At 71.8% G+C, this 25171-nt stretch carries 22 protein-coding genes and 1 pseudogene; 18 read left to right on the top strand and 5 right to left on the bottom strand.

Annotation, left to right across the window (positions count from 1 at the left end):
* Both AB0E94_RS25905 and AB0E94_RS25900 read right to left on the bottom strand, forming a co-directional pair.
* A pseudogene (locus AB0E94_RS25905) lies at nt 1–547 on the bottom strand (hypothetical protein); the annotation flags it as partial.
* Nucleotides 544–1677 (bottom strand): 8-amino-7-oxononanoate synthase, encoded by a 1134-nt coding sequence (locus AB0E94_RS25900; protein ID WP_360330544.1) that lies wholly within the window; start codon nt 1675–1677, stop codon nt 544–546. The gene AB0E94_RS25900 and the pseudogene AB0E94_RS25905, both read right to left, overlap by 4 nt.
* 84 nt (nt 1678–1761) lie before the next feature.
* On the opposite strand from AB0E94_RS25900, the gene bioB reads away from it, so the two are divergent.
* Entirely contained in the window at nt 1762–2757 is a 996-nt protein-coding gene (gene bioB, locus AB0E94_RS25895; RefSeq protein WP_360330541.1) for a biotin synthase BioB, read from the top strand.
* Complete coding sequence (locus AB0E94_RS25890; protein ID WP_360330538.1) at nt 2757–2924, top strand: hypothetical protein; 168 nt, start codon at nt 2757–2759, stop codon at nt 2922–2924. The genes bioB and AB0E94_RS25890 overlap by 1 nt, the downstream gene beginning before the upstream one ends.
* Before the next feature lie 119 nt (nt 2925–3043).
* On the opposite strand, the gene AB0E94_RS25885 is transcribed toward AB0E94_RS25890, so the two are convergent.
* Both AB0E94_RS25885 and AB0E94_RS25880 read right to left on the bottom strand, forming a co-directional pair.
* Nucleotides 3044–4084: a GNAT family N-acetyltransferase gene (locus AB0E94_RS25885; protein WP_360330535.1), complete on the bottom strand. Its 1041-nt coding sequence runs from the start codon at nt 4082–4084 to the stop codon at nt 3044–3046.
* Nucleotides 4085–4171: 87 nt separating this feature from the next.
* Complete coding sequence (locus AB0E94_RS25880; protein ID WP_360330532.1) at nt 4172–4882, bottom strand: amino acid-binding protein; 711 nt, start codon at nt 4880–4882, stop codon at nt 4172–4174.
* Between the two features lie 484 nt (nt 4883–5366).
* Here AB0E94_RS25880 and AB0E94_RS25875 point away from each other — a divergent pair, with 484 nt between their 5' ends.
* From AB0E94_RS25875 to AB0E94_RS25810, 14 genes are all read left to right on the top strand, one after another.
* Entirely contained in the window at nt 5367–6068 is a 702-nt protein-coding gene (locus AB0E94_RS25875) for a pyrimidine reductase family protein (protein WP_360330650.1), read from the top strand.
* A 153-nt stretch (nt 6069–6221) separates the two neighbouring features.
* Complete coding sequence (locus AB0E94_RS25870) at nt 6222–7958, top strand: ATP-binding protein (RefSeq protein WP_360330529.1); 1737 nt, start codon at nt 6222–6224, stop codon at nt 7956–7958.
* 21 nt (nt 7959–7979) lie between these two features.
* Nucleotides 7980–9134 (top strand): exonuclease SbcCD subunit D, encoded by a 1155-nt coding sequence (locus AB0E94_RS25865; protein WP_360330526.1) that lies wholly within the window; start codon nt 7980–7982, stop codon nt 9132–9134.
* Nucleotides 9131–11620: an SMC family ATPase gene (locus AB0E94_RS25860; protein WP_360330523.1), complete on the top strand. Its 2490-nt coding sequence runs from the start codon at nt 9131–9133 to the stop codon at nt 11618–11620. Before AB0E94_RS25865 ends, AB0E94_RS25860 begins: the two co-directional genes overlap by 4 nt.
* A complete protein-coding gene (locus AB0E94_RS25855; protein ID WP_360330520.1) occupies nt 11617–12588 on the top strand; it encodes a hypothetical protein in 972 nt (323 codons plus the stop codon). Before AB0E94_RS25860 ends, AB0E94_RS25855 begins: the two co-directional genes overlap by 4 nt.
* 621 nt (nt 12589–13209) lie before the next feature.
* Nucleotides 13210–13890, top strand: a complete 681-nt coding sequence (locus AB0E94_RS25850; protein WP_360330517.1) for a sigma-70 family RNA polymerase sigma factor — start codon at nt 13210–13212, stop codon at nt 13888–13890.
* Nucleotides 13887–14657, top strand: a complete 771-nt coding sequence (locus tag AB0E94_RS25845; protein WP_360330514.1) for a zf-HC2 domain-containing protein — start codon at nt 13887–13889, stop codon at nt 14655–14657. Before AB0E94_RS25850 ends, AB0E94_RS25845 begins: the two co-directional genes overlap by 4 nt.
* Nucleotides 14658–14878: 221 nt before the next feature.
* A complete protein-coding gene (locus AB0E94_RS25840) occupies nt 14879–15550 on the top strand; it encodes a hypothetical protein (protein ID WP_360330511.1) in 672 nt (223 codons plus the stop codon).
* A gap of 37 nt (nt 15551–15587) precedes the next feature.
* Nucleotides 15588–16364, top strand: a complete 777-nt coding sequence (locus tag AB0E94_RS25835; RefSeq protein WP_360330508.1) for a DUF4142 domain-containing protein — start codon at nt 15588–15590, stop codon at nt 16362–16364.
* 42 nt (nt 16365–16406) lie between these two features.
* Nucleotides 16407–17618 (top strand): Pecanex-like protein 1, encoded by a 1212-nt coding sequence (locus AB0E94_RS25830; RefSeq protein ID WP_360330505.1) that lies wholly within the window; start codon nt 16407–16409, stop codon nt 17616–17618.
* A gap of 308 nt (nt 17619–17926) precedes the next feature.
* On the top strand, nt 17927–18775 hold the full coding sequence (locus AB0E94_RS25825) for a DNA-3-methyladenine glycosylase 2 family protein (protein WP_360330647.1): 849 nt from the start codon (nt 17927–17929) through the stop codon (nt 18773–18775).
* A gap of 57 nt (nt 18776–18832) precedes the next feature.
* Complete coding sequence (locus tag AB0E94_RS25820; RefSeq protein WP_360330502.1) at nt 18833–20110, top strand: hemolysin family protein; 1278 nt, start codon at nt 18833–18835, stop codon at nt 20108–20110.
* Nucleotides 20111–20156: 46 nt separating this feature from the next.
* Entirely contained in the window at nt 20157–20723 is a 567-nt protein-coding gene (locus AB0E94_RS25815) for a GAF domain-containing protein (RefSeq protein ID WP_360330499.1), read from the top strand.
* 43 nt (nt 20724–20766) lie between these two features.
* On the top strand, nt 20767–21672 hold the full coding sequence (locus AB0E94_RS25810; protein WP_360330496.1) for a diacylglycerol kinase family protein: 906 nt from the start codon (nt 20767–20769) through the stop codon (nt 21670–21672).
* On the opposite strand, the gene AB0E94_RS25805 is transcribed toward AB0E94_RS25810, so the two are convergent.
* Complete coding sequence (locus AB0E94_RS25805) at nt 21665–22762, bottom strand: MBL fold metallo-hydrolase (RefSeq protein ID WP_360330494.1); 1098 nt, start codon at nt 22760–22762, stop codon at nt 21665–21667. The two genes, AB0E94_RS25810 and AB0E94_RS25805, sit on opposite strands and share 8 nt — an antisense overlap.
* A 149-nt stretch (nt 22763–22911) precedes the next feature.
* Here AB0E94_RS25805 and AB0E94_RS25800 point away from each other — a divergent pair, with 149 nt between their 5' ends.
* Entirely contained in the window at nt 22912–23430 is a 519-nt protein-coding gene (locus tag AB0E94_RS25800) for a hypothetical protein (protein ID WP_360330644.1), read from the top strand.
* Nucleotides 23431–23441: 11 nt separating this feature from the next.
* Entirely contained in the window at nt 23442–24908 is a 1467-nt protein-coding gene (dgt, locus tag AB0E94_RS25795) for a dGTP triphosphohydrolase (RefSeq protein ID WP_360330491.1), read from the top strand.
* Nucleotides 24909–25171: the final 263 nt, after the last annotated feature.

The raw sequence follows: 25171 nt of genomic DNA, 5'->3' as shown, positions 1-25171 counted from the left end.
CGGTGCCGGTGTCCGGGAGGGCCGTGCCGCGGTGGGTCGGCTCTGTCACGGTGCCGGTGTCCAGGTGGGCCGTGCCGCCGCGACCCGGCTCTGTCTCGGTGCCGGTGTCCGGGAGGGCCGTGCCGCGGTGGGTCGGCTCTGTCACGGTGCCGGTGTCCAGGTGGGCCGTGCCGCCGCGACCCGGCTCTGTCGCGGTGCCGGTGTCCGGGAGGGCGGTGCCGCCGTGGTCCGGCTCAGTCCCGGAGCCGCGGCCCGGTCTGGTCGCGGCGCCGGCGTTCGGTTCCGCAGTGATCCCGGTGTCCGGTCCGGCCGCGGTGTCGTCCTCGGCATGCGGCGCGGGCTGCGGGGCCACCGGGAGCGGCCGTGGCTCCAGCCGGTGCCCGCCGCCGTGTTTCTGCAGCGGATCGGGAACCGCCGCGAGGACCCGGACCGGCGCCGGAGCGGCGACCGGAAGCCCGTGGCCTCCGCCCCCACGCTCGGGCCGGGCCGGTGGCGAGACCAGCGAAAGACGGGGCCGGGATGTCGCCTCAGGGGGGTCGGCGGTCATGGTGCGCACTCCAGGATCACGGTCAGGGCTCGGGCGAAAGCCTCCTCGGGGACGCCCGCGTTCACGGTCAGGCGAAGTCTCGAACTGCCGTCCGGTGTCGACGGCGGCCGGAAACAGCCCACCGCCACCCCCCGGTCACGGCAGTCGGCGGCCCACGCCACGGCGGCCTCCGGGCCCGGCGCCGGCACCGACAGCACACCGGCGGCCGGATCGGCGGCGGGCCGCCCGGCCGACCGCAGCCCGGCCGCGAGATGCGCGCCCCGGCGGAACAGCACGGCCCGCCTGTCGTCGGCGGCGCGGGCCACGTCGACGGCGGCGAGCACCCCGGCGACCACGGCCGGCGGCGGGGCGGTGTCGTAGATGAAGCTGCGCCCGGTGTCGACCAGGTGCCGGACCAGCTGGCCCGGACCGGCCACCACGCCACCGGCGCCGCCGAGCGATTTGGACAGTGTCGCGGTGACGATCACGTCCGGTGCGCCGGCCAGCCCGGCCGCCGCGACCCCGCCCGACCCGGACACGCCGAGCAGGCCGAGGGCGTGCGCGTCGTCGACGATCAGCAGCGCGCCGCGGGCCGACGTGACCGCGTGCAGGGCGGCGAGCGGGGCGAGGTCGCCGTCGACCGAGAACACCGACTCGGTGACCACCGCGGCCCGGCCGGGATGCGCGTCGAGCAGGGCGGCGACGGCGGCCGGATCGTTGTGCGGCGCCACTTTCACCGGCAGGCCGGAGATCCGGCAGCCGTCGATCAGGGACGCGTGGTTGTACGCATCGGAGACGACCAGGTCACACACCGCGGAGAGGGCCCGGACCACGGCCAGGTTGGCCAGATAGCCGGAGGAGAAGACCAGCGCCGACTCGCAGCCGAGCCAGCCGGCCAGGGCCTCCTCGAGGGCGGCGTGCAGGTCGGTCGTGCCGCGGACCAGGCGGGATCCGGTGGCGCCCAGACCGTACGTCTCGAGGGCCTGCCGTGCCGCAGCGACCACCCGGGGGTGATCGGAAAGGCCGAGGTAATCGTTTCCGGCGAGATCGATGACCGTGTCACCGGCCGCCCGCGGCCGTAGCTGACGGGTGAGCCCCGCCTTGGCCCGCTCGTGGGCCAGCCGGTCGAGCGCCTCCAACCAGTCCGCCAAGACACCCCCATTGATCACCAGACTGGCAAACTATCACCCAGCTCCGACAGTCCTACCGGACTGGGAACTCTGTAGGGTACGGGCATGCCAGAGATCCTCGACCACGCCCGTACCCGGGTGCTCGACGACGGCGCCGGCCTCGAAGAGGCGGGCCTTCTGGAGGTTCTTCGTCTACCCGACGAGGACCTGCCAGAGCTGCTCCAGCTCGCCCACGACGTCCGGATGAAATGGTGCGGCCCGGAGGTCGAGGTCGAGGGCATCGTCTCGCTGAAGACCGGTGGCTGTCCCGAGGACTGTCATTTCTGCTCACAGTCGGGCCTGTTCGCATCCCCCGTCCGGGCGGTGTGGCTCGACATTCCCTCCCTAGTGGAGGCCGCGCGGCAGACCGCGGCCACCGGGGCGTCCGAGTTCTGCATCGTCGCCGCCGTCCGCGGGCCGGACAAGCGCCTGATGGACCAGATGCGCGCCGGCGTCCGGGCGATCAAGGAGGCGGTCGACATCCAGGTCGCGGCGAGCCTCGGCATGCTCACCAAGGAGCAGGTCGACGAGCTGGTCGAGATGGGTGTGCACCGCTACAACCACAATCTGGAGACCTGCCGCTCCTACTTCCCCAACGTGGTGACCACCCATTCGTGGGAGGAGCGCTGGAGCACGCTGACCATGGTGCGGGAGTCCGGCATGGAGGTGTGCTGCGGCGGCATCCTCGGCATGGGGGAGACGCTGGAGCAGCGGGCCGAGTTCGCCGCCCAGCTGGCCGAGCTCGACCCGCACGAGGTTCCGCTGAACTTCCTGTCGCCCCGGCCGGGCACCCCGTTCGGGGATCGTCCGGTGGTGGAGGGCCGTGACGCGCTGCGTGCGATCGCCGCGTTCCGGCTGGCCATGCCGCGGACCATCCTGCGGTATGCGGGCGGGCGCGAGATCACCCTGGGCGATCTGGGCACCCGGGAGGGCCTGCTCGGCGGCATCAACGCGATGATCGTCGGCAACTACCTGACCACGCTGGGCCGTCCGGCGACCGCCGACCTGGAGCTCCTGAAAGATCTGAAGATGCCGGTCAAGTCCCTGTCGGCGACCTTCTGATGTACTGCGACCGCTGCGGTGAGCCCGGCTCGCACCCGGAGTGCGCGGCCGCGCGCGAGCTGGAGCCGCCGCGTTACTGCTCCGACTGCCGGCGCCGGATGAAGGTGCAGGTGGTCCCGACCGGCTGGACCGCCACCTGCGTCGAGCACGGCGAACGCCGAGGCTGAGACCCTTGGGTGACGGCGGACTGAGCCCGCCGTCACCCCTCTCACCCGCTCACCTGGAGGCGACGGGAGCCTTGATCAACTCCGAGGCGCCATCACGCCGGATGGCCGGCGTTTCCTGATCACGCCGACGCGGCCGGTGTCTCGTCGTTGACGCGTGGCCCGGCCGTCCGCAGGGTGACCGTGACCATCGCGCCGTCGCGCTCGATCGGGCCCGCGCCGACCCGCCGCAGCGTGCGCAGCATCGCCGCGTTCCCGGCGCCGATGTGCGCGACGACCGCCGCCACCCCGATCTTCGCGGCGTGTGCCCGGAGCCGCCGGAGCAGCGCCGTGCCGAGGCCGCGCCGCTGCCAGTCGTCGGCCACCAGCACCCGGACCTCGCCGAGGTCGCCCTCGGCGAGCAGGGTCGCCATCGCCACCACGGCGCCGCCGGGCGCGACCGCGAGCAGGGTCAGCCCACCGGCCGGCTCCAGCAGCCGCCGCAGCCGGGCGTCGACCGGGACCCCGGCCGGATAGCGCTGCCGCAGCGTGGCCGGGGAGCACTCGTCGTGGAACTCGCCGACCGCGGCCACATCGTCCGGCCCGGCGGCGCGCAGCACCATCTCGGCGCCGTCCGGCAGGAGCAGCGAGACCTGCTCGCGGTGCCGCCGGTGGACCGCCGTGGCCACCTCGACCAGGGCCTGGGCCCGGGCGAACTCGGCCGGGGTGAACGCGGGCAGCGCCCGGAGCACCTCCAGCGAGCCGCCGGCCGGGTCGGTGAGCGTCATCCGCCCGCCGTGGAAGCCGGGCAGGTCGCTGCCCTGGGGCCGCCACCGCACCTCGGTCGCGTCGAGCAGGGTGACCAGCGCCTCGCCGAGCGAATCCGGCTCGTGGACGAGCCGCCCGGCCAGCGCCAGCGACCGGGTCGGCTGATCGGCCAGGCCCTGCGCCTCGGCCCGGGCCACGAACGCGTCGCGCCCGCGGCCCTTGGCCACCGCGGCCAGCAGATCAGCCTCGGTCAGATGGTCCGGAGCGTCCACCAGGAAGTCGTCGACCGCGCCGTCCTCGGTGGTGTGGACCTGGACGGCGAGGATGTTCACCGACCGCAGGGCCAGGCTCGCGGTCAGCACCGAGAGGTAACCGGGCCGGTCGTCGACCGTCGCCCGAACACGCCACAGGGCCATCTGGGGCACTCCTTTCCTCCACCTCCAGAGTGCACCCCCGTTGTTGCGTGGGTATTGCCTGAGCTGCGAAAACCGTGGTTAGGACGATCACACCCGGTTGACGGCGGCCGGCGTGGGGACGGAGTCCAGCCGGTCGCCGAGGATGACCGCGGCGGCCCGGACCAGCTGCGCCACCCGGTCCACCTCGGTGATGTGGAAGGCGGCGGCCGGCAGATCGTCCTCGTCGGTACGGGCGACGACCAGCACCAGGCCTCCCCGGCCGAACGGGGCCACCGCATACCGCGCGCCACCCGGCTCGGCCATCGGGCGGGCCCGCAGCGGGGTCACCTCGGGCAGCCGCAGCGGGGCCGGGGCACGCCAGCTCGCGTAGGCGACGGACGGCTCGCTGCCGCCGCCGGATCCGCTGCGCGCGGCCCAGTCGGCGGGCACCACGGCGGCCGCGGCCCAGTCGGCGGCGAGCAGCCCCGGAACGGCGTCGACCAGCGTGGCCAGGCCGTCCACCGGGTTCGCCGCGACCTGGGCGAGCAGCTCGGCGTCGTGGCCGCCGTTGACCGGAGCTCCTATCGCCTTCCACACGCCGTCGACCTGCACGCCCGGGATGGCGGCGAGACCGGCGAGGAGGCGCTCGACCCGGGTCGCGCCGGGCCACACGACGGTGAAGTCGTCGACGGCCCGGCCGCCGAGCCGCTCCAGCACCACGACCTGGACGATGTCGGCGCCGGCCACCCCGAGGGTGCGCGCGACCTGCCCGAGTGCGCCGGGACGGTCCGGCAGGGTGACTCGAACCCGCAGCAACATGTAACTCCTCCCGTCGCGACGGCCGGTGGCGCCGTCCCTGTCGAACAGCCTGCCGACCTGGCGTTTCGGACCCGTTGCGTGGCCGTGTCCCGGCCGTCAAGCTGGCGGCATATGCCCGAAATCACAACTCAGAGTAGAAGTTCGCGCCGGTCCGGCCGGTTTGCCGGTCGAGTGTCGGACAGTGCCATCCTCCCGAAGAGTGGATCTTCTTCCCAGAATGCGGGAATCGGGCGTGCCCTGTGGGGTGCGCATCGCCGTCTCGGCGCTCTCGAGGCGACGGTGCGAGCCCCACGGAAAGACGGTGAGGGCCGCGCGGAAAGACGGTGCGAGCCCCACGGAAAACGGACGCGGGCTAACGTCGGGGGATGATCTGCAAGGACTGCCGGGAGCGGCGGCACGAGGACTGCCGGGGCGCGTCCTGGTGCGACTGCCAGCACCGTAAGCCCGAGCCGACCCCGCCGGTCACCGGCCCGCCCGGCCCGTGATCTTCACCCGGGAGGAGCTGCTCGCCCACTATCCGCGCGCCACGAGGCCGGTCCTGCGGGCGAACTTCATCGCCAGCGCCGACGGGGCAGTCTCGGTCGACGGTCTCTCGGCCGGGTTGCAGGGCCCTGGCGACAAGGAGATCTTCGACCATCTGCGCACGGTCTGCGACGCCCTGATCGTCGCGGCCGGCACGGTCCGGGCCGAGGGGTACGACGCGCTCCGCCTGACCGCCCCGGCGCGGGCCTGGCGGGTGTCGGCCGGGCTGCCCGAGTTCCCGCTCATGGTGATCGTCTCCGGCTCGCTCGACCTCGACCCGGGGCAGCTGATCTTCTCGGACGCGCCGGTGCGGCCGATCGTGCTGACCCGTCCCGGGGCGCCGGCCGCCGCCCCGGTCCGGGACGTGGCCGAGGTGATCGAGGTCGGCGACGGCGAGGTCGACCTGGCCGCCGGGGTCCGGCTGCTGCACGGCCGGGGCGCGACCCAGCTGCTCTGCGAGGGCGGTCCCGGCCTGTTCGGCGCGCTGATCGCCGCCGACCTGGTCGACGAGCTGTGCCTCACGGTCGCCCCGCTGCTGGCCGGCGGCCCGGCCGGCCGCATCGCGCACGGCGCGCCCACGCCGCCGCGACGGATGTCGCTGCGGCACTCGCTCACCCATCAGGACATGCTTTTTCTGCGGTACGCCCGGAGCGTCCAGAATTGAGGTGGACACCGATACCGGCCGATCGGTGCACATCAGGGCGCGCCTCCGTTATCCGGGCAAGATCTTGTGCATAACTCTGTGGATGGACACCAGAAGTTGTGGACAACGAAGGGCGCGGGCATTTTGTCGTACCACTGAGGCACCATGATCCCCGTGTCTGACGAAACTTCCCCCGTCGGGCGGGTGCTCGGAACAGCGGACGCGACCCCGCTTCAGTTCTGGACGGCCGTGACCCCGGGCAGCTACCTCCAGCTCGACGACGTCGTGGTGACCAAGCGCGATCTGCCGGACCGCGAGCCGGTGACGATCGCCGGCGTGGTCACCCAGGTGCGCGCGAGACACGAGGGCGCCCAGTTCGACTCGGATGTGTTCGCCATCGCCGACGGCACGCTGCCCGCGATGGTGCAGGAGGCGGCCGAGATCACCACCACCCGCGTCGACCCGGAGCTCTACGTGCCGCCGGCCCCCGGCGCGGTGGTGCACCGGGCCTCCGGCGACGCCCGTGACGCGGCGCTGCACTTCGACCGGATGGAGCGGCGGGTCCCGATGGGCACCGGCCGTGACGGGGTGCCGGTCTTCCTCAACGCCGACTTCCTCGACGGCACCCGGGGCGCGCACGTGTCGATCTCCGGCATCTCCGGGGTGGCGACCAAGACGAGTTTCGCCACGTTCCTGCTCTACTCGGTGTTCCGGTCCGGTCAGCTGGGCGCCGACGGCACCAACGCCCGCGCGCTGATCTTCAACGTCAAGGGCGAGGATCTGCTCTTCCTCGACCACCCCAACACCAAGCTCGACGACAAGACCCGCGAGGCGTATGCGTTGCTGGGTCTGCCGGCCGCCCCCTTCCCGGACGTGCGGGTCTACGCGCCGCCCCGGGCCGGCGACTCGTCCGGCGCGCCCGACGTGGCCAGCCGGCTCACCGGGGTCGACGCGTTCTACTGGACGCTCGCCGAGTTCTGCGAGCAGAAACTCCTGCCCTATGTGTTCGCCGACGCCGACGACGAGCGCCAGCAGTACACGATGGTGGTCCACTCGGTGACCGCCCACCTGAACCGCTACGCGGTGCCCGCCGAGGGCGGCATCAGCATCGACGGCAAGCGGATCAGCTCGTACCAGGATCTGGTCGATCACGTCGTCGAGCAGCTCACCGACGACGAGACCCGGTCCACCTGGGCGGGCAGCGCGGTCAACATGGGCACGGTCAACGCGTTCGCCAGACGGCTGATCGGCAGCAAGCGCGACCTGTCCCGGCTGATCCGCGGCGACCTGGCCCAGCGCCGCCCGCACCGGATCAAGACCGCCGACAGCGCCCAGGTCACTGTGGTCGACCTGCACAACCTGCCGGACCGGGCGCAGCGGTTCGTGGTGGGTGTGACGCTGAAGACCGAGTTCGAGGAGAAGGAGAAGTCCGGCACCGGCCGCCCACTGCTCTTCGTGGTCCTCGACGAGCTCAACAAGTACGCCCCCCGCGAGGGCTCCTCCCCGATCAAGGAGGTGCTGCTCGACATCGCCGAGCGCGGCCGTTCGCTCGGGGTGATCCTGATCGGCGCCCAGCAGACGGCCAGCGAGGTGGAGCGGCGGATCGTGACGAACTCGGCGATCCGCGTGGTCGGCCGGCTCGACCCGGCCGAGGCGTCGAGGCCGGAGTATGGATTCCTGCCCCCGGCCATGCGCCAGCGTGCCCTGCTGGCCCGTCCGGGCACGATGTTCGTGAACCAGCCGGACATCCCGGTCCCGCTCTGTGTCGAGTTCCCGTTCCCGGCCTGGGCCACCCGCAAGTCGGAGTCCGGCCCGCCGCCGGCCGAGACGCTGCGGTCGATCGTCCAGGGCGCCGACCCCTTCGCGGTGATAGGCGGGCGACCAGGGGGCGACGACGACATTCCCTTCTAGCGAGCGGACTAGGGTTCAGCGATGCGCATCCTGCACACCTCCGACTGGCACGTCGGCAAGGTTCTCAAGGGCAAGAACCGCAACGAGGAGCACATCAAGGTTCTCGCCCAGGTCGTCGAGATCGCCCGGGCCGAGCGCCCCGATCTGGTGATCGTGGCCGGTGATCTCTACGACACCGCCGCGCCGACGGCCGAGGCGACCCGGCTGGTCACCCGGGCCCTGTCCGCGTTGCGCAAGACCGGCGCCCGGGTGGTGGCGATCGGTGGCAACCACGACAACGGGGCCGCGCTCGACGCGTTGCGCCCGTGGGCCGACGCGGCCGGCATCGAGCTGCGTGGGTCGTACCCCAAGGGTGATTTGAATGATCTTCTGATCGAGGGGACGACCGAGAGCGGTGAGCGGTGGCGGCTCGTCGCGCTGCCGTTCCTCTCCCAGCGGTATGCGATCCGGGCCGCCGAGATGTACGAGCTGACCGCCGCCGAGGCCAACCAGACCTACGCCGACCTGGTCGCCCGCCTGATCGCGAAGCTCAGCGAGCCGTTCTCGGAGCCCGGGGTGGTCAATCTGCTGACCGCGCACCTGACGATCGTCGGAGCGAGCACCGGCGGCGGCGAGCGCGAGGCGCACACGATCATGGGCTACGCCGTGCCGGCCACGGTCTTCCCGGCCAACGCGCACTACGTCGCCCTGGGCCACCTGCACCGGAACCAGACGGTGATCTCGCCGTGCCCGACCCGGTACTGCGGCAGCCCGCTCGCCATCGACTTCGGCGAGGAGGAAAATGTCTGCTCGGTCGCGATCGTCGACGTCTCCACCGACAAGGCAGCCCATGTCCGTGATGTGCCGGTGACCTCGGCGCTCACCCTGCGGACCGTGCGCGGCACGCTGGAGCAGCTCGCCACGGTGAACCTTCCGGAGGCCTGGTTGCGTGTCCTGGTGCGGGAAGCGCCCCGGCCCGGCCTCCGCGAGGACGTGCAGGAGCTCCTGCCGAACGCCCTGGAGGTGCGCATCGACCCGGACATGCTGCCGAGCCGCGACGGCGGCCGCAGCGCCGAGCGGGCCGGCCGGTCCCCGCGTGAGCTCTTCGGCGACTACCTGGACAGTCGCGGCAACGCCGAGGAGGGCGTCCGCGAGCTCTTCGACGCGTTGTACGACGAGGTGAGCAGCAACAAATGAGGCCACTGAGGCTCGACATGGCCGGTTTCACGGTCTTCCGGGACCAGACGACCGTGGACTTCACCGACGCCGACTATTTCGCCCTGGTCGGCCCGACCGGCTCGGGCAAATCCACCGTGCTCGACGCGATCTGTTTCGCCCTCTACGGGACCGTCCCCAGGTGGGGTGGCACGCGGGGGATCGGCAACGCCCTCGCGCCGTCGGCCGCCGAGGCCCGGGTGCGCCTGGTCTTCGAGTCGGCCGGCGACCGGTTCGTGGCGACCCGGGTGGTCCGGCGGGACGGCCGGGGCAACGTGAAGACGGCGGGCGCCGGGCTGCAGCTGATGCCGCCCGGCTTCGACGTCACCAAGCTGGACACCGGCATGGACCTGGCGGATCTGGGCGAGGTGCTGGCCGGCACCCCGGCCGAGATGGACGCCGCCGTGCTGGACGCGGTGGGCCTGCCCTACGAGCAGTTCACCAGTTGCGTGGTCCTGCCGCAGGGCCAGTTCGCCGACTTCCTGCACGCGAAACCGGCCACCCGGCAGCAGATCCTGGTCAACCTGCTGGGCCTGCACGTCTACGAGGAGGTGCAGGTCAAGGCGGCCGAGCGGGGCAAGGACGCGGAGGCCAAGCTGACCGTCGTCGAGCAGCAGCTCGGCGCCCTGGAGGACGCCACCGACGAGGCGGTCGGGCAGGCCGCCGCCGAGCTGGAGCGGATGCGGGAGCTGACCGCCGCGGTGGAGGCCGCCGTGCCGGGGCTGCGAGCCGCCCGGGAGGCCGAGGTGGCCGCGTCCGACGCGCGTGACGCGGTGGACGCCGAGCTGGCGGCGCTCGGCTCGGTGCGTGCCCCCGACGGCCTGGACGAGGCGGCCGGCGCGGTCGCCGCGGCGCGGGAGTCGGCCGACCGGGCCGCGGCCGAGGTGCAGGCGGCCGAGGAGGCCGAGGAGAAGGTCCGCGGTGAGCTGGCCACGGCGGGTGACCCCGGGCAGCTCCGGGTGGCGCTGGACCGGCACACCGAGCTGGGCCGCCTGATCGAGCAGGAGGAGTGGTTCGCCGGCAAGGTGTCGGTGGCCGACGTCGAGCACCGGGACACCCAGGCCGCCGCCGAGCTGGCGCACGCCCAGAACCTCGGCGCCCAGCAGCTGCTGGAGCAGGCCCGGCAGGACTACCGGGACGCCCAGCAGCGCGACCGGGCGGCGGCGCTGCGCGGCCACCTGACGGCCGGGGACGCCTGCCCGGTCTGCGAGCAGACGGTGGGCGTGGTGCCGGAGGTGCCGCGGGAGTCCGCGGTCCGGCTGGCCGAGGAGGCCGGCAACGTGGCCCGCGAGGAGGCCGAGTCGGCGCAGGCCCGCTGGCGCGAGCGGGACGCGATCGCCCGCAACGCGGCGTTCGACCTGGAGCGCAAGCGCGGGCAGTACGAGCATCACCTGACCCGGCTCGCCGAGGTCCGCAAGGCAGTCGAAGCGCTGCCCGGAGTGGAGTCGCTCCAGCAGCGGCTGGCCGAGCTGGGCGCGCTTCAGCACCGTCTGGAGGATTCCGGCACGGCGGTGCGCGGGGCCCGTGAGGCGCTGCGTGCCGCGCAGTCGGTGGTCCGGTCGGCCGAGGAGCGGCAGCGGACCGCCTGGCGCACGTTCGACTCGGCCCGGGACGGCCTGGCCCGGTTCGGCCCGCCGCCGGCCGACCGGGAGGATCTGGCCGGCGCCTGGTGCACGCTGGTCGGCTGGGCGGCCGGCGAGCACGGCCGGCGCCTGGCCGCGCGGGACGAGGCGGAGAGCAAGGTGGCCGCCGCGCACCAGCAGACGGTCCGGGCCCGCGCCGGCATCGTCGACCTGTTCACCGCGGCCGGCGCGCCCGGCCCGGCGTCCGCGGACGAGGCCGGGCTGATCCGGGCCGCGGCGGTGACCGCCGAGCGGGCCGGCGCGGCCTGGCAGCGGCTGACCGAGCGCCGGGAGCAGGCGCGGGCCGCGCTGGAGCAGCGGGACGCGTTGCTGCGGGCGAGCCGGGTGGCGAAATCGCTGGCCGGGCACCTGCGGGCGAACAACTTCGAGCGCTGGCTGCTGGAGGAGGCGCTCGATCTGCTGGTCGATGGGGCGTCCCGGATCCTGCGGGAGCTGACCGGCGGGCAGTACGAGTTGATGCACGAGAAGGGCGAGTTCTTCGTCGTCGACCACCACGACGCGGGACTGCGCCGCGGGGTGCGGACACTGTCCGGCGGCGAGACGTTCCAGGCGTCGCTGGCGCTGGCGCTGGCCCTCTCCGAGCAGCTGGCCGGGATGAGCACCACGGCGGCCAGCCTGGAGTCGATCGTGCTGGACGAGGGCTTCGGCACCCTGGACGCGGCCACCCTCGACGTGGTTGCGGCGACTCTGGAGAATCTGGCGGCCCGCGGCGACCGGATGGTCGGGCTGGTCACCCACGTGCACGCGCTCGCCGAACGGGTGCCGGTCCGGTTCGAGGTGCACAAGGACGCACGTACTGCCCACGTGGAGAGGGTCGGCCTGTGACCAGGATGTTCGTCGACGCGTGGGACCCGTCCTACGGCGCCTCCTTCGAGGGCGACGGCGGTGGGGACGGGCCCGGCTCGTCCAGCAGCGCCCAGGTCGACGTGGACGTGGAGGTGCCGGCCGCCGAGTGGGCGCCGATCGACGTGTCCCGGACGGCCACCGTGCCGGACGTGGTGTTCCTGGTCGACGGGGTGCGGCGCAACGACGCCGGGCTGTGGACGGCCGAGGAGGACGGCACGTCGTACGCGGGGCTGGCTGCCTCGTACGCCGCCGGGGTGGTCCGTTGTGACCTGGCCCGGGGCGCCGCCGAGCTGGTCGGCGCCCGGGTGGCCCGGGGCCTGTTCACGGCGAGCCCGTCGGCCACCGACGTGCAGGCCGGGTCGGTGCGTTACGAGGTGCACCGGGTCGGTGGCAACGGTGAGGCGAGCAAGCTGCCGGCGGCGGTGCAGGCCCCGCTGACGGCGCTGGAGATCGAGATCTCGGCGGCGGCCCGGGACGGCGGCTCGGACGGGGCCGACCTGCTCGTGGTGGACGGGCCGTTGCGCAACAGGCGTCAGCTGCCGCGCACGATCGGCTATGTGAAGACCCAGCAGAAGCACTATCTGCCGGCCGCGCAGGAGGCGATCGTGCCCCGCCTGAAGCCGAGCCAGCGGACTCCGGTCTTCCATCTGGGGTCGGTGTGGGGCGGCTGGTCGTGGTACCTGCGATTGCCCGGCTCGTCGGGCGCCCCGTGGTCCGGCATCGTGCGGGTGGAGTGTTCGCCGGAGCTGACCGCGGAGCAGGCGATCGAGTTGGCCGACGTGTCGGTGGCGACGCTGCCGCGGTTCGCCTCGTCGGCGTACAAGGATCCGCGCGCCCCACAGAACCTGGTGCCGATCGCGGGGCTGGAGCGGCGCCTGCGGGGGATGCTGGGCGACGCCCGGGTCCTGCACCGTGCGTTGTCACTGGCGACCAGTCACACCCGCTGAGCACGCCGCTGTCTGTGCTCGTGCACACATCCTTCCCGCCAAGTGGGCCGGGGCGATCTCACAAAAGTTCGCTCCGTCCCGCTTGCTGGGATGTCGATCCGTATCCCGGAACGCCGTCGCGGAGTCGCGGAGTCGATCGCGCCGGCTCTCGTGCCGTGCCCGTGAGTAGGCCCGGAGAGCCGGCCGGCGCAGGGCCGCCAACTGCGGAATCGGAATTGGGAGCGCTCCCCGACGGGTGTCGCCCGAAAGGGTCCGACCGTCATTCGAGCATCCCCCGTTCGGGTCGCCGGAGCGCCCATTCACCGCACATTACGCACGTGTGACAACGGAGCGGAATCGCTCGTTCACGCTGCGAGATCACGCTCTCCGCCGACAGCGAGAATTATTCTCGGGGACATGTCCAGGGCCGATTGTCACTGAGTAGTATTCGCCCTTACCTGGCGTCCCAATCGGCGTTGATCAATACGGACAGTGATCGGCGGCGGGGTACGCCCTACCTCTCGAACGCAGCGGAGGACCGTTGAGACCAAGTGTCCCGGAAATTCTCGCCCCGGCTTTGATCCCGGCCGGGCCTCCCGGCCGTATATCGGGCGACGGGGAAAGGTCCGGGCGGAGGTATCGATGCATGCGGTGGCCGAGGATCGGCTCGCGCCGGAGAGGGTGCGTGTGATGGCACGGCAACACTCCGGTGGTAGGTGGCAGGCTCTCGACGGCGGCAACAACCGCGACGAGGGCACGGTGATCCCGCGACAGACGCCGCGGCACGAGGCCGCTCCGAACAGCACTCCGGGTCACGAGGACACCCTCGTCCGGCTGCTGTACGAGGAGCACGCGGGCCCCTTGCTGATGTTCGTTCTGCGGCTGACCGGCGGTGACCGGCAGCGCGCCGAGGACATCGTGCAGGAGACGCTGCTCCGTGCCTGGCGCAACGCGCACCGGCTCGGCGCGCAGGGGCAGCAGTCGCTGCGCCCGTGGCTGGTCACGGTCGCCCGGCGGATCGCCATCGACGAGCATCGCAGCGCCAACGCCCGCCCCGCCGAGACGTATGATCGGGAGCTGGAGAGCTTCCCGACCACGTCCGACGAGACCGACAAGGTTCTGCAGTCGATGACGGTGTCGGACGCGCTCCGGCAGCTCAGCCATTCGCATCGGGAGATTCTCATCGAGACCTACTTCCGCGGACGCACGGTGCCGGAGGCGGCCGAGGCACTGAACCTGCCTCTCGGCACGGCGAAGTCGCGGGTCTACTACGCGCTGCGTGCCCTGCGCACCGCGCTCCAGCAGCGGGGGGTGACGGAATGACGCAGGACCAGCACTACGACGTCGCGTCCTACGCCCTCGGCATTCTGGACGACCGCGACGCGGCCCGCTTCGAGGACCACCTCATCGACTGCGCGCAGTGCGCGTACGAGCTGGAGTCGTTCGTCGAGGTGGCGGATGTGCTCGCGACCGTCGACGGGGAGGCCTTCGAGGCCGCCGAGCGTGCCGAACGCGACGGTGCGGTGCTGAACAAGATGCTGCGCGAGGTCGGCGTGGAGCGGCAGCGGGCCAACAGCCGCCGGCTCTACTCGCTGGCCGCCGCCGTGGTGGTCTTCGCGATGCTGTCGATCGGCGCGCTCTTCGCCGGCGGTCAGTGGCTCGCGCCTGACGACAACGCCCCGGCGAACGGCACCGCCGAGGCGGGCAGCCAGCTCGACCCGCTGCCGGCGGCCGGTGTGGCCATCGGTGGCACGAAGCTCCCCGGTGACAACTACACGGCCACCGACACCCGGACCGGTGTGAGCGCCGTGGTCGGCCTGCTGAAGAAGGACTGGGGCACCCAGGTCTCCTTCGCGGTCTCCGGAGTCACCGGGCCCAAGGAGTGCGCGCTGTACCTGGTTCGCCGGGACGGCACCTCGGAGAAGGTCGCGGCCTGGACGGTCGGCAAGACCGGCTGGGGCACGGCGGCCAACCCGACTCCGCTGATGCTCCAGGCGGTCACCAACACCCCGACGGCGGACATCGCCCACGTGCAGGTGCAGGAGATCACCGCGAGCGGCGCGGGGGAGACCCTGGTTCGCGTTCCGTAACCGTACGAACACGGAAATGGCTCGGCCGCTCAGCGGCCGGGCCATTTTTCACGTCCGGGGTCTACCAATTACGTGCCGGACGGTCAGAAGGTTCAACCGAAAAAACATTGATTTGATCGACCCGAATGTTCAACCGCGTTGAACCTCGCTCCGTACTACAGCCCGGAAATGCCAGAGCCATGAATCAGCTGGAGGGCCCCGTGGCACCGGAGAAGCGGAAGTTGAAGGTTCTCGGCGCGTCGTTGGTTGCGGCGATCGCACTGACCGGATGCGCCCCGGCCGGACTCGACACCGCCGACTACGGAAACGCCGCTGAGCCGGCATCCAACGACGTGGTGGCTACGCCCGGCGCGACCGCCGGCGCCGAGCCCGAGACCGACCCGAGCGCGGAGGCCACGGCCGAGGCCGCGCCGGGCGACGCGAACACCCCGGAGATCAGCGAAGAGCTGACCACCACCGAACTCAAGGCCACCAAGGTCGCCCGGATGGGCACCACGGTCCAGGACCAGAACGGCTTCGTCCTCTACCGCTTCGACAAGGACGAGGACAGCCCGGCCAAGTCGAACTGCAACGACGAATGCGCCAAGATCTGGCCGGCGGCGCTCACCAACGACGGCGAGCCGACGCTGACCGGCGTCGACGAGTCGCTCGTCGGCACGGTCACCCGCGCGGACGGCACCAAGCAGCTGACCCTCAAGGGCTGGCCGCTCTACCGCTACATCGGCGACAAGAAGGCCGGTCAGTGGAAGGGCCAGAACGTCAGCGGCACCTGGTTCGTGATCCAGCCGAACGGCACGAAGAACCTGACCTGCCTCCCCGCGGTCTCCAAGCCCGTCGCTCCGCCTGCCGACGACACCTCTGGTGGCGAGGCCGGCAGCGACTACAGCTACTGACCCAGGCACTGGCACCGGAAAGGTTGGAGGAGAACACATGAGGACCCGCCGGATCCCCCGTTGGCTGGTCGCCACGCTGGCGCTGTCCCTGGCGTTCATCGTGACGCCGGCCGGAACGGCTCACGCCGCCGATAACCCCGTGCCGATCCCGCCGAACACCGGCCTCACCGACAGCGGCAAGGGTGTCGTCAGCGCCGCTGACAGCGACTTCGTGGTCAAGGTCCGCCTGGCCGGTCTCTGGGAGATCCCGGCCGGCAACCTGGTCGCGGAGAAGGGGTCGAACCCGGTCATCAAGAAGATCGGCGCGGACATCGCCAAGCAGCACGAGTCGCTGGACGCCCTGGACCGCGCGGTCGCCGCGAAGCTCGGCATCATGCTGCCGAACGGGCCCAACGGCGACCAGCAGGCCTGGCTGAACGAGATGGAGAACGCCGCCACCCCGGAGCAGCTCGACCAGATCTTCATCGACCGGCTCCGGGCGGCGCACGGCAAGATCTTCCCGGCCATCGCCACGATCCGGGGCACCACCCGCAACGACTCGGTCCGCAAGCTCGCCCAGCAGACCAACCAGTTCGTGATGACGCACATGACGCTGCTGGAGAGCAGCGGCATCGTCGACTACGCGGCGCTGCCCACAGCGCCGGCGCCGGCGGCACCCGGCCAGGGCCCCGTGCCCATCGACAACCAGATGCTCCTCGCCGCGACCGAGGGCCAGAGTGTCCCCGGTCTCAGCAACACCGTGATCCTGTTGGTCCTCGCTGCCGCGCTGGTGGTCGGGGTCGTCACTACCATGCGCATCTTCCGCGCGCGGTAGTCAAACATCGCCCACCCACGGCGACAGAGAAAGGTGTCACCCATGCGAAGGTCCAAGTACCGGCGCGCCAACTCCCCGGCGTGGTTCAGCGGTCGGCGCCGCATAGTCGTCGTCGCTGCTGCCGCCCTGGCCGCGTTCGGTGGCGTCGTGACCGTCACGCAGATCTCCAACGCTGCCACCGAGGGGGACACGGTCACCGACCAAGCCCTCGCGGCGTGTGGAAACCTGCAGGCGCCTGCTCGGTCCCGTCTCTCGACGCAGACCCGGAAGGGCACGTACACCACGAACAACGGCCAGGTCACGCAGCACGCGGACGACGGCGCCGGCGACGTGGCTACGACTGCTCAGCTCCAGGCCCGCTGCCGTGAATGGGTCACGAACAACGTGTCCAGCACCACCGACGCGAACACGCTGGCCCGTCGCGGCCGTGGCAACGGCAACAACGGCAACAACAACAACGGCAACAACAACGGTGGCAACAACAACGGCGGCAACCAGGGCAACAACGGCGGGAACAACAACGGCGGCAACGCCGGTGCCAGCGCCAGCCCGGCCGCCACTGCCACCCAGGCCACCACCGCGCCGGCCGACAACGGCAACAACAACGGCGGCAACAACAACGGCGGCAACAACAACGGCGGGAACAACAACGGTGGGAACAACAACGGCGGCAACAACGGTGGTGGCGCTGTCACCCCGCCGCCCGGCGCCGGCCTCGGTGTCCTCACCAACAGCTGTGACACCTCCGACCTGGAGGCGCACGACGGTTTCCAGAAGGGCAACCGGTGTGTCTCGACCGAGTTCGGTGAGGTCGGCGCGGCTGCGAACAACCCCACCCTGCTGATCACCAACGCCCCCCGTCAGGTGAACCGGAACACCCCGTTCACCATCCAGGTGAGCACCCGCAACCTGATCCGTGACCGGTTCCTCGCGGCCGGCCAGGGTGGTTACTACGTGGAGTCCAGCGTCCTGCAGGGCGGTCTGGTCCGCGGTCACTTCCACACCGCCTGCCGGATCCTGGACAACCGCAACGCGGCGCCCGCTCCGGAGCCGGTCCCGGCGTTCTTCGTCGCGACCGAGGACAGCCGCGGTGGCGCTCAGCCGGACACCGTCGCCATCCAGGTGCCGGGCCTGCCCCAGGCGGGCGAGTTCCAGTGCTCCTCGTGGGCCGGTGACGGTTCGCACCGTATCCCGATGATGGAGCGCGCCAACCAGACGCCGGCCTTCGACTCGATCCGAGTCCGGGTCCGCTGACCGGCACGACCACCGCGGAACCGAAGCCGTTCCGCCGGAGCTGAACCGGTCCGGGTTCTCCCGAACCCGGACCGGGCCCCCCCATCAGCGCCGGTGGGCGTCCTTCCCCCTGCCGGACGCCGGCGGAGGTTCCGTACAGGGTGACCGGACCTTTCTCGGGTGTCCGGTCACGGCCCGATGGCCCTGACCCCGGAGCATGGTCAGGGCCATCGGCGTGCCCGCTGAAGACGGCCCGGAAGTGGCATAGTTGCGCGGTGACCGTGACCCGCCGGCTGAGCCCACCGGAGCGGTATGCCTTCGGCCCCTCGGTGCGGCCGCTGCTCGTGCCGAGACACGATCCGTGCGGCGTCGTCCGCGACGACGGGTTCTGGCTGGCCATGCGGACGCCGGACGGCCCGGCCACCCTCAATCTGACCCGGTCCGCCGGGGAGCTCGTGGCGACCGCCCACGGACCCGGCGCGACCTGGGCCGCCGACCGCGCGGACGCGATCGCCGGCCTTCGCGACGACGTGAGCGGTCTGCCGGCGTTGGCGGCGCGGCATCCGCTGGTCGATCGTCTGGCCAAGACCTTCGCTGGGGTACGGCTGCCCGCCACCGGCCGGGTCTTCCCCCGTCTGCTGCGCGCGATCCTGGAACAGAAGGTGACCGGCAAGGAGGCGCACCGGTCGTACCGTGCGGTCTGCCGGCACTTCGGTGAGCCCGCGCCGGGCCCGGCCGGCCTGGTCCTGCCACCTGATCCGGCGGCGGTGGCGGCCACCCCCTACTGGGTGTTCCATCCGTTCGGGGTGGAGCAGCGCCGTACTCAGGCCCTGTTGCGTGCCGCCCAGGTCGCCGCCCGGCTGGAGGAGTGCGCCGACGCCGCCGAGGCGACGGCCCGGATGACGGCGTTGCCGGGGATCGGCCCGTGGACCGCGGCCGAGACGGTGCGCCTCTCGCACGGCGACGCGGACGCGGTGAGCGTCGGCGACTTCCACATCCCCAACACGGTGGCGTATGCGCTGGCCGGTGAGGCGCGGGGCACCAACGATCGGATGCTGGAGCTGCTGGAGCCGTTCCGCGGGCATCGTGGCCGGGTGTGCGATCTGCTGGCGCTGGGCGGGATCAGCGCGCCGAAGTTCGGTCCCCGGATGCCGCTGCGGTCGTTCTCCAGGTTCTGACCCGTACCGCTCGCTAAATTGTTCGGGAATGTGTGATTTGTCCCGAAGGGCGAAGTGATGGATGGCCTGGGCGTTCCGGTCCTTCTGGTGTTCCTCCTGATCCTGCTCAACGCCGTGTTCACCGGCAGCGAGATGGCTCTCATCTCGCTCCGTGAGGGCCAGGTGCAGCGCCTCGAACGGGAGTCCCGGTCCGGCCGGGTGCTGGCCCTGCTGACCCGTGACTCCAACCGGTTCCTCGCCACCATCCAGATCGGCATCACCCTGGGCGGGTTCCTGGCCGCCGCGGTCGCCGCCAAGACCTTCGCCCAGCCCCTGGAAGCGCGTCTCGGATTCCTCGGCTTCGCGGCGGAGCCGGTCGCCACGTTCCTGACCACCCTGGTGCTGACCTTCGTGACCCTGGTCCTCGGCGAGCTGGCGCCGAAACGGATCGCGATGCAGCGGGCCGAGGGCTGGGCGATGCTGGTGGCCCGGCCGCTCGACGTGCTGTCGAACATCTCCCGCCCGGCCGTCTGGCTGCTCGGCAAGGCCACCGACGTGGTGGTCCGGCTGGCCGGCGTCGACCCGCACGCCCAGCGCGACGAGGTCACCACCGAGGAGATCCGCGACCTGGTCGCCGCCCAGCAGGAGTTCTCCGCCGAGCAGCGGACCATCATCTCCGGGGCGTTCGAGATCGCCGACCGGATCCTGCGGGAGATCCTGGTGCCCCGCCGCGACGTGCTCTCCCTGCCCAGCGGCCGGCCCGCCGCCGAGGCGCTGCGCGCGCTGATCGACGGCGGGCACTCCCGGGCGCCGGTGATCGGCCCGGCCGGGCTGGACGACGTGATCGGCGTGGTGCACCTGCGTGACCTGGTCGGGGTGGACTGCCCGGTCGACGACCTGGCCCGGCCGCCGCTGTTCCTGCCGGAGACGCTGCGGGTCACCGACGCCCTCAAACAGCTGCGGGTCGAACGGCAGCCGCTCGCCCTGGTCGTCGACGAGCGCGGCGCCATCGAGGGCATCGTCACCATCGAGGACCTGGTCGAGGAGATCGTCGGGGAGATCTACGACGAGACCGACCGGGACGTGGCGGCGACCGTCCGCGAACCCGACGGCGCCCTGCTCATGCCCGGCTCGTTCCCCATCCACGACCTGCCCGACGTCGGCTTCCACGGCCACCACCAGGAGGAGGGCGACTACACCACGATCGCCGGGATGGTGCTGGCCAAGCTGGGCCACATCCCGACCGGGCCGGGGGAGGTGGTGTCGCTGTCCGAGTTCACCGCCGAGGTGACCGAGGTGACCGGCCGGGCCATCACCGGGGTACGGGTCCGTGCGCACCCAGCGGAAAACGACTGACGATCTGTGCGATTCCGGCGGCCGTTCCGGGAATAGGCTCCCGTCCATGACAGAGTCGTCGAACGCCTACGAGTATCTGGACAACGTGGACCCGCGGGAGCAGGCCCGGCTCGCCGCGGTGCGCCGCTACCGGCTTGTCGACCAGCCGGTGGAGGACGCGTACGACCGGATCGCCTACGTGGCCGGCGCCCTCTTCGGCACGCCGATCGCCACGGTCTCCCTGGTCGAGCAGGACCGGGTGTGGCTGGCCGCCTGCCAGGGGCTGACCGGGATCCGGGAGATCGGCAAGGAGCCGGGCCTGTGCGCCTCGGTGATCGCCCAGGACGACGTCTACGTGATCAACAACGCCGCCGTGGACCCGCGCACCCTGGAGCACCCACTGGTCCGGGGCGAGCTGGGCCTGCGGTTCTACGCGGCGGCGCCGATCCGCACCCACGACGGCTACCGCCTCGGCACCGTCAACGTGATCGACAGCGTGCCCCGCGAGACGAACCCGCGCCAGCTCACCGCGCTCCAGCACCTCGCCTCGATCGTCGCCGACGAGCTGGAGCTGCGGCTCATGGTGATCCGCAGCGCGGCCGCCGAGCAGCGAATGCGGGAGACCGTCAACTGACCGCTGGTTTCGGGTGGCGCCCGGACCGGGTAACGGCGGCGATATGCGTACCCCTCGCACCATCGCCGTCGTCGCCCACCAGCGGAAGACCCTCGGTGGCGGCCTCGACGAACTGCGCCGGCTGCTGACCGGCCGGGACGTCGAGAAGCTGCTCTGGTACGAGGTCCCGAAGAGCCGCAAAGCGCCGAAGCAGGTCCGCAAGGCCCTCCGGGCGGGCGCCGACCTGCTCGTCGTCTGGGGCGGCGACGGGATGGTCCAGCGCACCCTGGACGTGCTCGCCCACGAGAAGGGCGGGTCGAAGACCCCGGTCGCGATCATGCCGGCCGGCACCGGCAACCTGCTCGCCGGCAACCTGGGCGTCCCCACCGACCTGGCGAAGGCCGTCGACATCGCCTTCACCGGGCAGCGCCGCCGCTACGACCTGGGCCGGCTCGGCGGGGAACACTTCGCGGTGATGGCCGGGGTCGGCTTCGACGGCGCGATGATCAAGGACGCCGACGGGGCGCTCAAGGACCGGCTCGGCAAACTCGCCTACGTCTGGACCGGCCTGCGGCACGTCAACGGCGAGGCGCCGCACGCGAAGATCCGCATCGACGGCACCGACTGGTTCGACGGCGAGGCCAGCTGTGTGCTGATCGGCAACGTCGGCACCATCACCGGCGGCATCCACGCCTTCGACGACGCCCTCCCCGACGACGGCTGGCTCGACGTCGGCGTCGCCACCGCGCAGAACGCCCTCCAGTGGGCGCGCGCCCTCGGCACCATGGCGGTCAGCCGCTCCGACCACTCGCCGTTCGTGCGGACCACCCGGGCCCGCCGCGTCGACGTCGCCCTGGCGTCGAAACTCGAGTACGAACTGGACGGCGGCGCCCGCGCCCGGACGAAGACGTTCACCGCCGAGGTGGTGCCCGCCGCCGTCCGGATCTGCGTACCCGGAAAGGTCAGCTGATCTGCTGCCACCAGCCGTCGACCGGCGGCGGATTGTCGACGTCGACCCGCTCACCCGGGCGCGGCACGGCCAGCGACACGTCCCGTGCCTTCGCCTCCCGCCAGGTCCGGTCGGCCGGCTCCGCCCAGTCGTGCAGGGCCAGGTTGAAGGTCGCCCAGTGCACCGGGATCAGCAGCCCGCCGCGCACGTCGACGTGGGTGGCGACGCCGTCCTCGGGCGTCATGTGGATGTCCGGCCAGCCGTCCCCGTACGCCCCGATCTGCACCAGCGTGGCGTCGAACGGCCCGAACTCCGCGCCGATCTCCGCGAACCCGGTGAAGTAGCCGGTGTCGCCCGAGTAGAACACCTTCCGCGTCGGGCCGTTGATCACCCAGCTCGCCCAGAGCGTCTCGTCCCGGGTCAGACCGCGCCCGGAGAAGTGCCGCGCGGGTGTCGCCACGAACTCGACCCCGGCCACCACGGCCCGCTCCTGCCAGTCCAGCTCGATGATCCGGCCCACCGGCACGCCCCAGCGCTCCAGGTGCGCCCCGACACCCAGCGGCACCAGGAACTTCGCCGCCTGGAGGTCGGCCAGCGTCTGGATGGTCGTCATGTCCAGGTGGTCGTAGTGGTCGTGGGAGATCACCACGGCGTCGATCGGCGGCAGGTCACGCAGCGCCACCGGCGGCTCGTGCAGCCGTCGCGGGCCGGCCAGCCGGGACGGCGAACACCTGTCACTCCACACCGGGTCCAGCAGCACCCGGCGGCCCTCGATCTCGATCAGCGCGGACGAATGCCCGTACCAGGTGATGTGCAGTCCCTGAGCATCGCCGCCCGGAGCCGGCGTGACCAGCGGAACCGGAAGATGCGGCCGCCGCGCCTCGCGGCCGGTGGCGGCCGCCACCGCGAGCCGCGGCATGGACGCGGCGGTGACCTCGGTGGCCGGAACCGTGTTGCGGAACTTTCCGCCGGAATACTGCGGCGAGGACTCGACCCGGGACCGCCGGGAACCGGACGCCCGGGCGCCCAACTGTGCGGGAATGTCGCGGGCGGCCCACACCGCCGCGGCAGCGAGCGCCAGAGCCAACACGGTACGCGTTCGTTTCGCCATGGTCTCCAGTCTGACCTGCAACGGTTCGCCACGGCCACCGCTGCCCTCAGCATTGCCTCAGCAAGTGACCGGTATGACACACTCGCGCGGTGACGCAAGACACCCTTCAGCAGCAGACACACCTCATCGTGCGTCAGCGCATCCGCCTCATGGTCAACCAATATGAGGTCCACGCCGTCTCCCCGACCGGAGACGAAGCCGGCATCCTCGCGTTCGCTCAGCAGAAGCGGCTGGCGTTCAAGGAGCAGGTGACCCTCTACACCGACGACACCAAGCAGTACCCGGTGCTCGGTTTCAAGGCCCGGCAGGTCATCGACCTCGGTGCCACCTACGATGTGTTCGACGCGAACGGGCAGCCCATCGGCCTGTTCCGGAAGAACTTCGCGGCCTCCCTGCTGCGTTCCAGCTGGGTCGTCGAGCAGCCCGGTTACGGCGAGATCGCCGGGCAGGAGCGCAACCCGTGGGTCGCGGTGCTGCGGCGGTTCATCGACTACCTGTCCTGGCTGCCGTACCACTTCGACTTCACCATCCAGGGCCGGCCGGCCTTCTCGGTCGTCCGCAAGTGGGGGCTGCGGGACACGTACCAGGTCAGCATCTACGACCAGTACCTGGACCGCCGCCTCGTGGTGGCGATGGCCGTCGCGCTGGACGCTCTGCAGAGTCGGTAGATTCTGCGGGCATGGACGATCCACGTGCTCAACGCCTCTTCGGTGACAGTCTGGTAGCTCCCGGAGATCTGGCGCAGAGCCCGTTCCGGGTCGACCGGGACCGGATCGTCAGCTCACCGTTCCTGGCCCGTCTCGCCGGGGTCACCCAGGTGATCAGCCCCGGCGGGGCGGGACTCCTCGTGCACAACCGGCTCACCCACAGCCTCAAGGTGGCCCAGGTGGGCCGGGCCGTCGCCGAACGCCTCCGGGCCGGCGCACCCGACCTGGCCGAGAAGCTCGGCGGCTGCGACCCGGACGTCGTCGAAGCCGCCGCGCTCGCCCACGACCTCGGCCACCCGCCGTTCGGGCACCTCGGCGAACGGGTCCTCGACCGGCTCGCCCGGCACCGGCTCGGGCTGCCCGACGGCTTCGAGGGCAACGCCCAGTCGTACCGGATCGTCACCAGCACCGAGATCGGCGGCCAGGCCACCATCGGGCTCAACCTGACCAACGCGGTCCGGGCCGCCATCCTCAAGTACCCGTGGACCAGGCTCAACCACCCGGACCCGCACCCGCGTTTCATGGACCCGCCCCCGCGCGGCGCCGCCGTCGTCCCCGACGACCCGGACGGTGGCTCCCTCAAATTCGGCGCCTACTCGACCGAGATCGCCGACGTCCGCGCCGCCCGGGCCCCGTTCGCCGGCCGGGTCGCCGACTGGCAGCAGACCGTCGAGGCCTCGGTGATGGACGCCGCCGACGACATCGCCTACGCCATCCACGACCTGGAGGACGTGCACCGGGTCGGCGTCCTCCAGCAGGGCCTGGTCGCCACCGAGCTGATGGCCTGGCAGCGCTGGGGCAGCGAGTCCGACCTGACCCGGGCCGGCGGCGCCATCGAGTCGCTGCGCCGCCAGTTGTGCCGCAAGGAGGACTGGATCGCCGACGACGAGGCCTTCGCCGACGCCGTCGAACTGGTCCGCGCCGAACTCGTCGACGGCCTCCTGGCCCGCCCCTTCGACGGCTCGCTGGAGGCCGAGGCCCGGGTCGCCGCCTTCTCCGCCAACTGGACCCGCCGCCTGGTCGATTCCGTCGAACTCGTCGGCCAGCCCGCGATCCGCAGCAGCCACGCCCAACTCGCCCGGGCCCAGTGGCACGAGGTGCAGATCCTCAAGTTCGTCCAGAACCGGTTCGTCCTCGAACGCCCCGACCTCGCCCTCCACCAGCGCGGCCAGGCCCGGCTGCTGGCCTCCCTGGTGGAGGCGCTGATCGCCTGGCTGACCGACCCGGACGAGGCCCAGCGCCTCCCACGCCGCCTCCGCGACCTGGTCGAACTGGCCGAAACCGAACTCCCCGCCGGCACCCCGGACCGCCTCTCCCGGGCCCGCGGCCGCGCCGTGATCGACTTCGTGGCCGGCCTGACCGACAGCCAGGCAGTCGGCCTGATGGAGGCCTTGTCCGGCCGCTCCCGCCAGCTGTGGACCGACGCCTTCGTTCTTTGACCCCTTTTCGGGTACGGCCCCACCTCCCTCAACCGCAACCACCCGTCCCGTAGCCACCACGCGACGCTGCTGCCCACTCCCGGCCTCCACCGCGCCCGCCGGGCATATGCGGCACTCACCCCAGCCGTCGCCCACCCCGGTAATGGCGTCCCGGATACCGGTGTGAGCGACGGCTCGCGGTTTGCGGTACGCCCGGCAGGCCGTCAGCCGTCGTTCACTGCGGTAATGGCGTCCCGGATACCGGTGTGAGCGACGGCTCGCGT

This window comes from Actinoplanes sp. NPDC026670, assembly GCF_040638175.1.
Classification (GTDB): domain Bacteria; phylum Actinomycetota; class Actinomycetes; order Mycobacteriales; family Micromonosporaceae; genus Actinoplanes.
This window is presented reverse-complemented; position numbering and strand designations above follow the sequence as displayed.

Bases quoted from the DNA above. Each gene is read 5' to 3' on its own strand.
- AB0E94_RS25835 (WP_360330508.1), top strand. From the start codon at position 15,588: ATGAGGACCCGCCGGATCCCCCGTTGGCTGGTCGCCACGCTGGCGCTG.
- AB0E94_RS25815 (WP_360330499.1), top strand. From the start codon at position 20,157: ATGACAGAGTCGTCGAACGCCTACGAGTATCTGGACAACGTGGACCCG.
- AB0E94_RS25820 (WP_360330502.1), top strand. From the start codon at position 18,833: ATGGATGGCCTGGGCGTTCCGGTCCTTCTGGTGTTCCTCCTGATCCTG.
- AB0E94_RS25860 (WP_360330523.1), top strand. From the start codon at position 9,131: ATGAGGCCACTGAGGCTCGACATGGCCGGTTTCACGGTCTTCCGGGAC.
- AB0E94_RS25865 (WP_360330526.1), top strand. From the start codon at position 7,980: ATGCGCATCCTGCACACCTCCGACTGGCACGTCGGCAAGGTTCTCAAG.
- AB0E94_RS25885 (WP_360330535.1), bottom strand. From the start codon at position 4,084: ATGGCCCTGTGGCGTGTTCGGGCGACGGTCGACGACCGGCCCGGTTAC.
- AB0E94_RS25880 (WP_360330532.1), bottom strand. From the start codon at position 4,882: ATGTTGCTGCGGGTTCGAGTCACCCTGCCGGACCGTCCCGGCGCACTC.
- AB0E94_RS25830 (WP_360330505.1), top strand. From the start codon at position 16,407: ATGCGAAGGTCCAAGTACCGGCGCGCCAACTCCCCGGCGTGGTTCAGC.
- dgt (WP_360330491.1), top strand. From the start codon at position 23,442: ATGGACGATCCACGTGCTCAACGCCTCTTCGGTGACAGTCTGGTAGCT.
- AB0E94_RS25890 (WP_360330538.1), top strand. From the start codon at position 2,757: ATGTACTGCGACCGCTGCGGTGAGCCCGGCTCGCACCCGGAGTGCGCG.
- AB0E94_RS25845 (WP_360330514.1), top strand. From the start codon at position 13,887: ATGACGCAGGACCAGCACTACGACGTCGCGTCCTACGCCCTCGGCATT.
- AB0E94_RS25850 (WP_360330517.1), top strand. From the start codon at position 13,210: ATGCATGCGGTGGCCGAGGATCGGCTCGCGCCGGAGAGGGTGCGTGTG.
- AB0E94_RS25805 (WP_360330494.1), bottom strand. From the start codon at position 22,762: ATGGCGAAACGAACGCGTACCGTGTTGGCTCTGGCGCTCGCTGCCGCG.
- bioB (WP_360330541.1), top strand. From the start codon at position 1,762: ATGCCAGAGATCCTCGACCACGCCCGTACCCGGGTGCTCGACGACGGC.
- AB0E94_RS25800 (WP_360330644.1), top strand. From the start codon at position 22,912: ATGGTCAACCAATATGAGGTCCACGCCGTCTCCCCGACCGGAGACGAA.
- AB0E94_RS25810 (WP_360330496.1), top strand. From the start codon at position 20,767: ATGCGTACCCCTCGCACCATCGCCGTCGTCGCCCACCAGCGGAAGACC.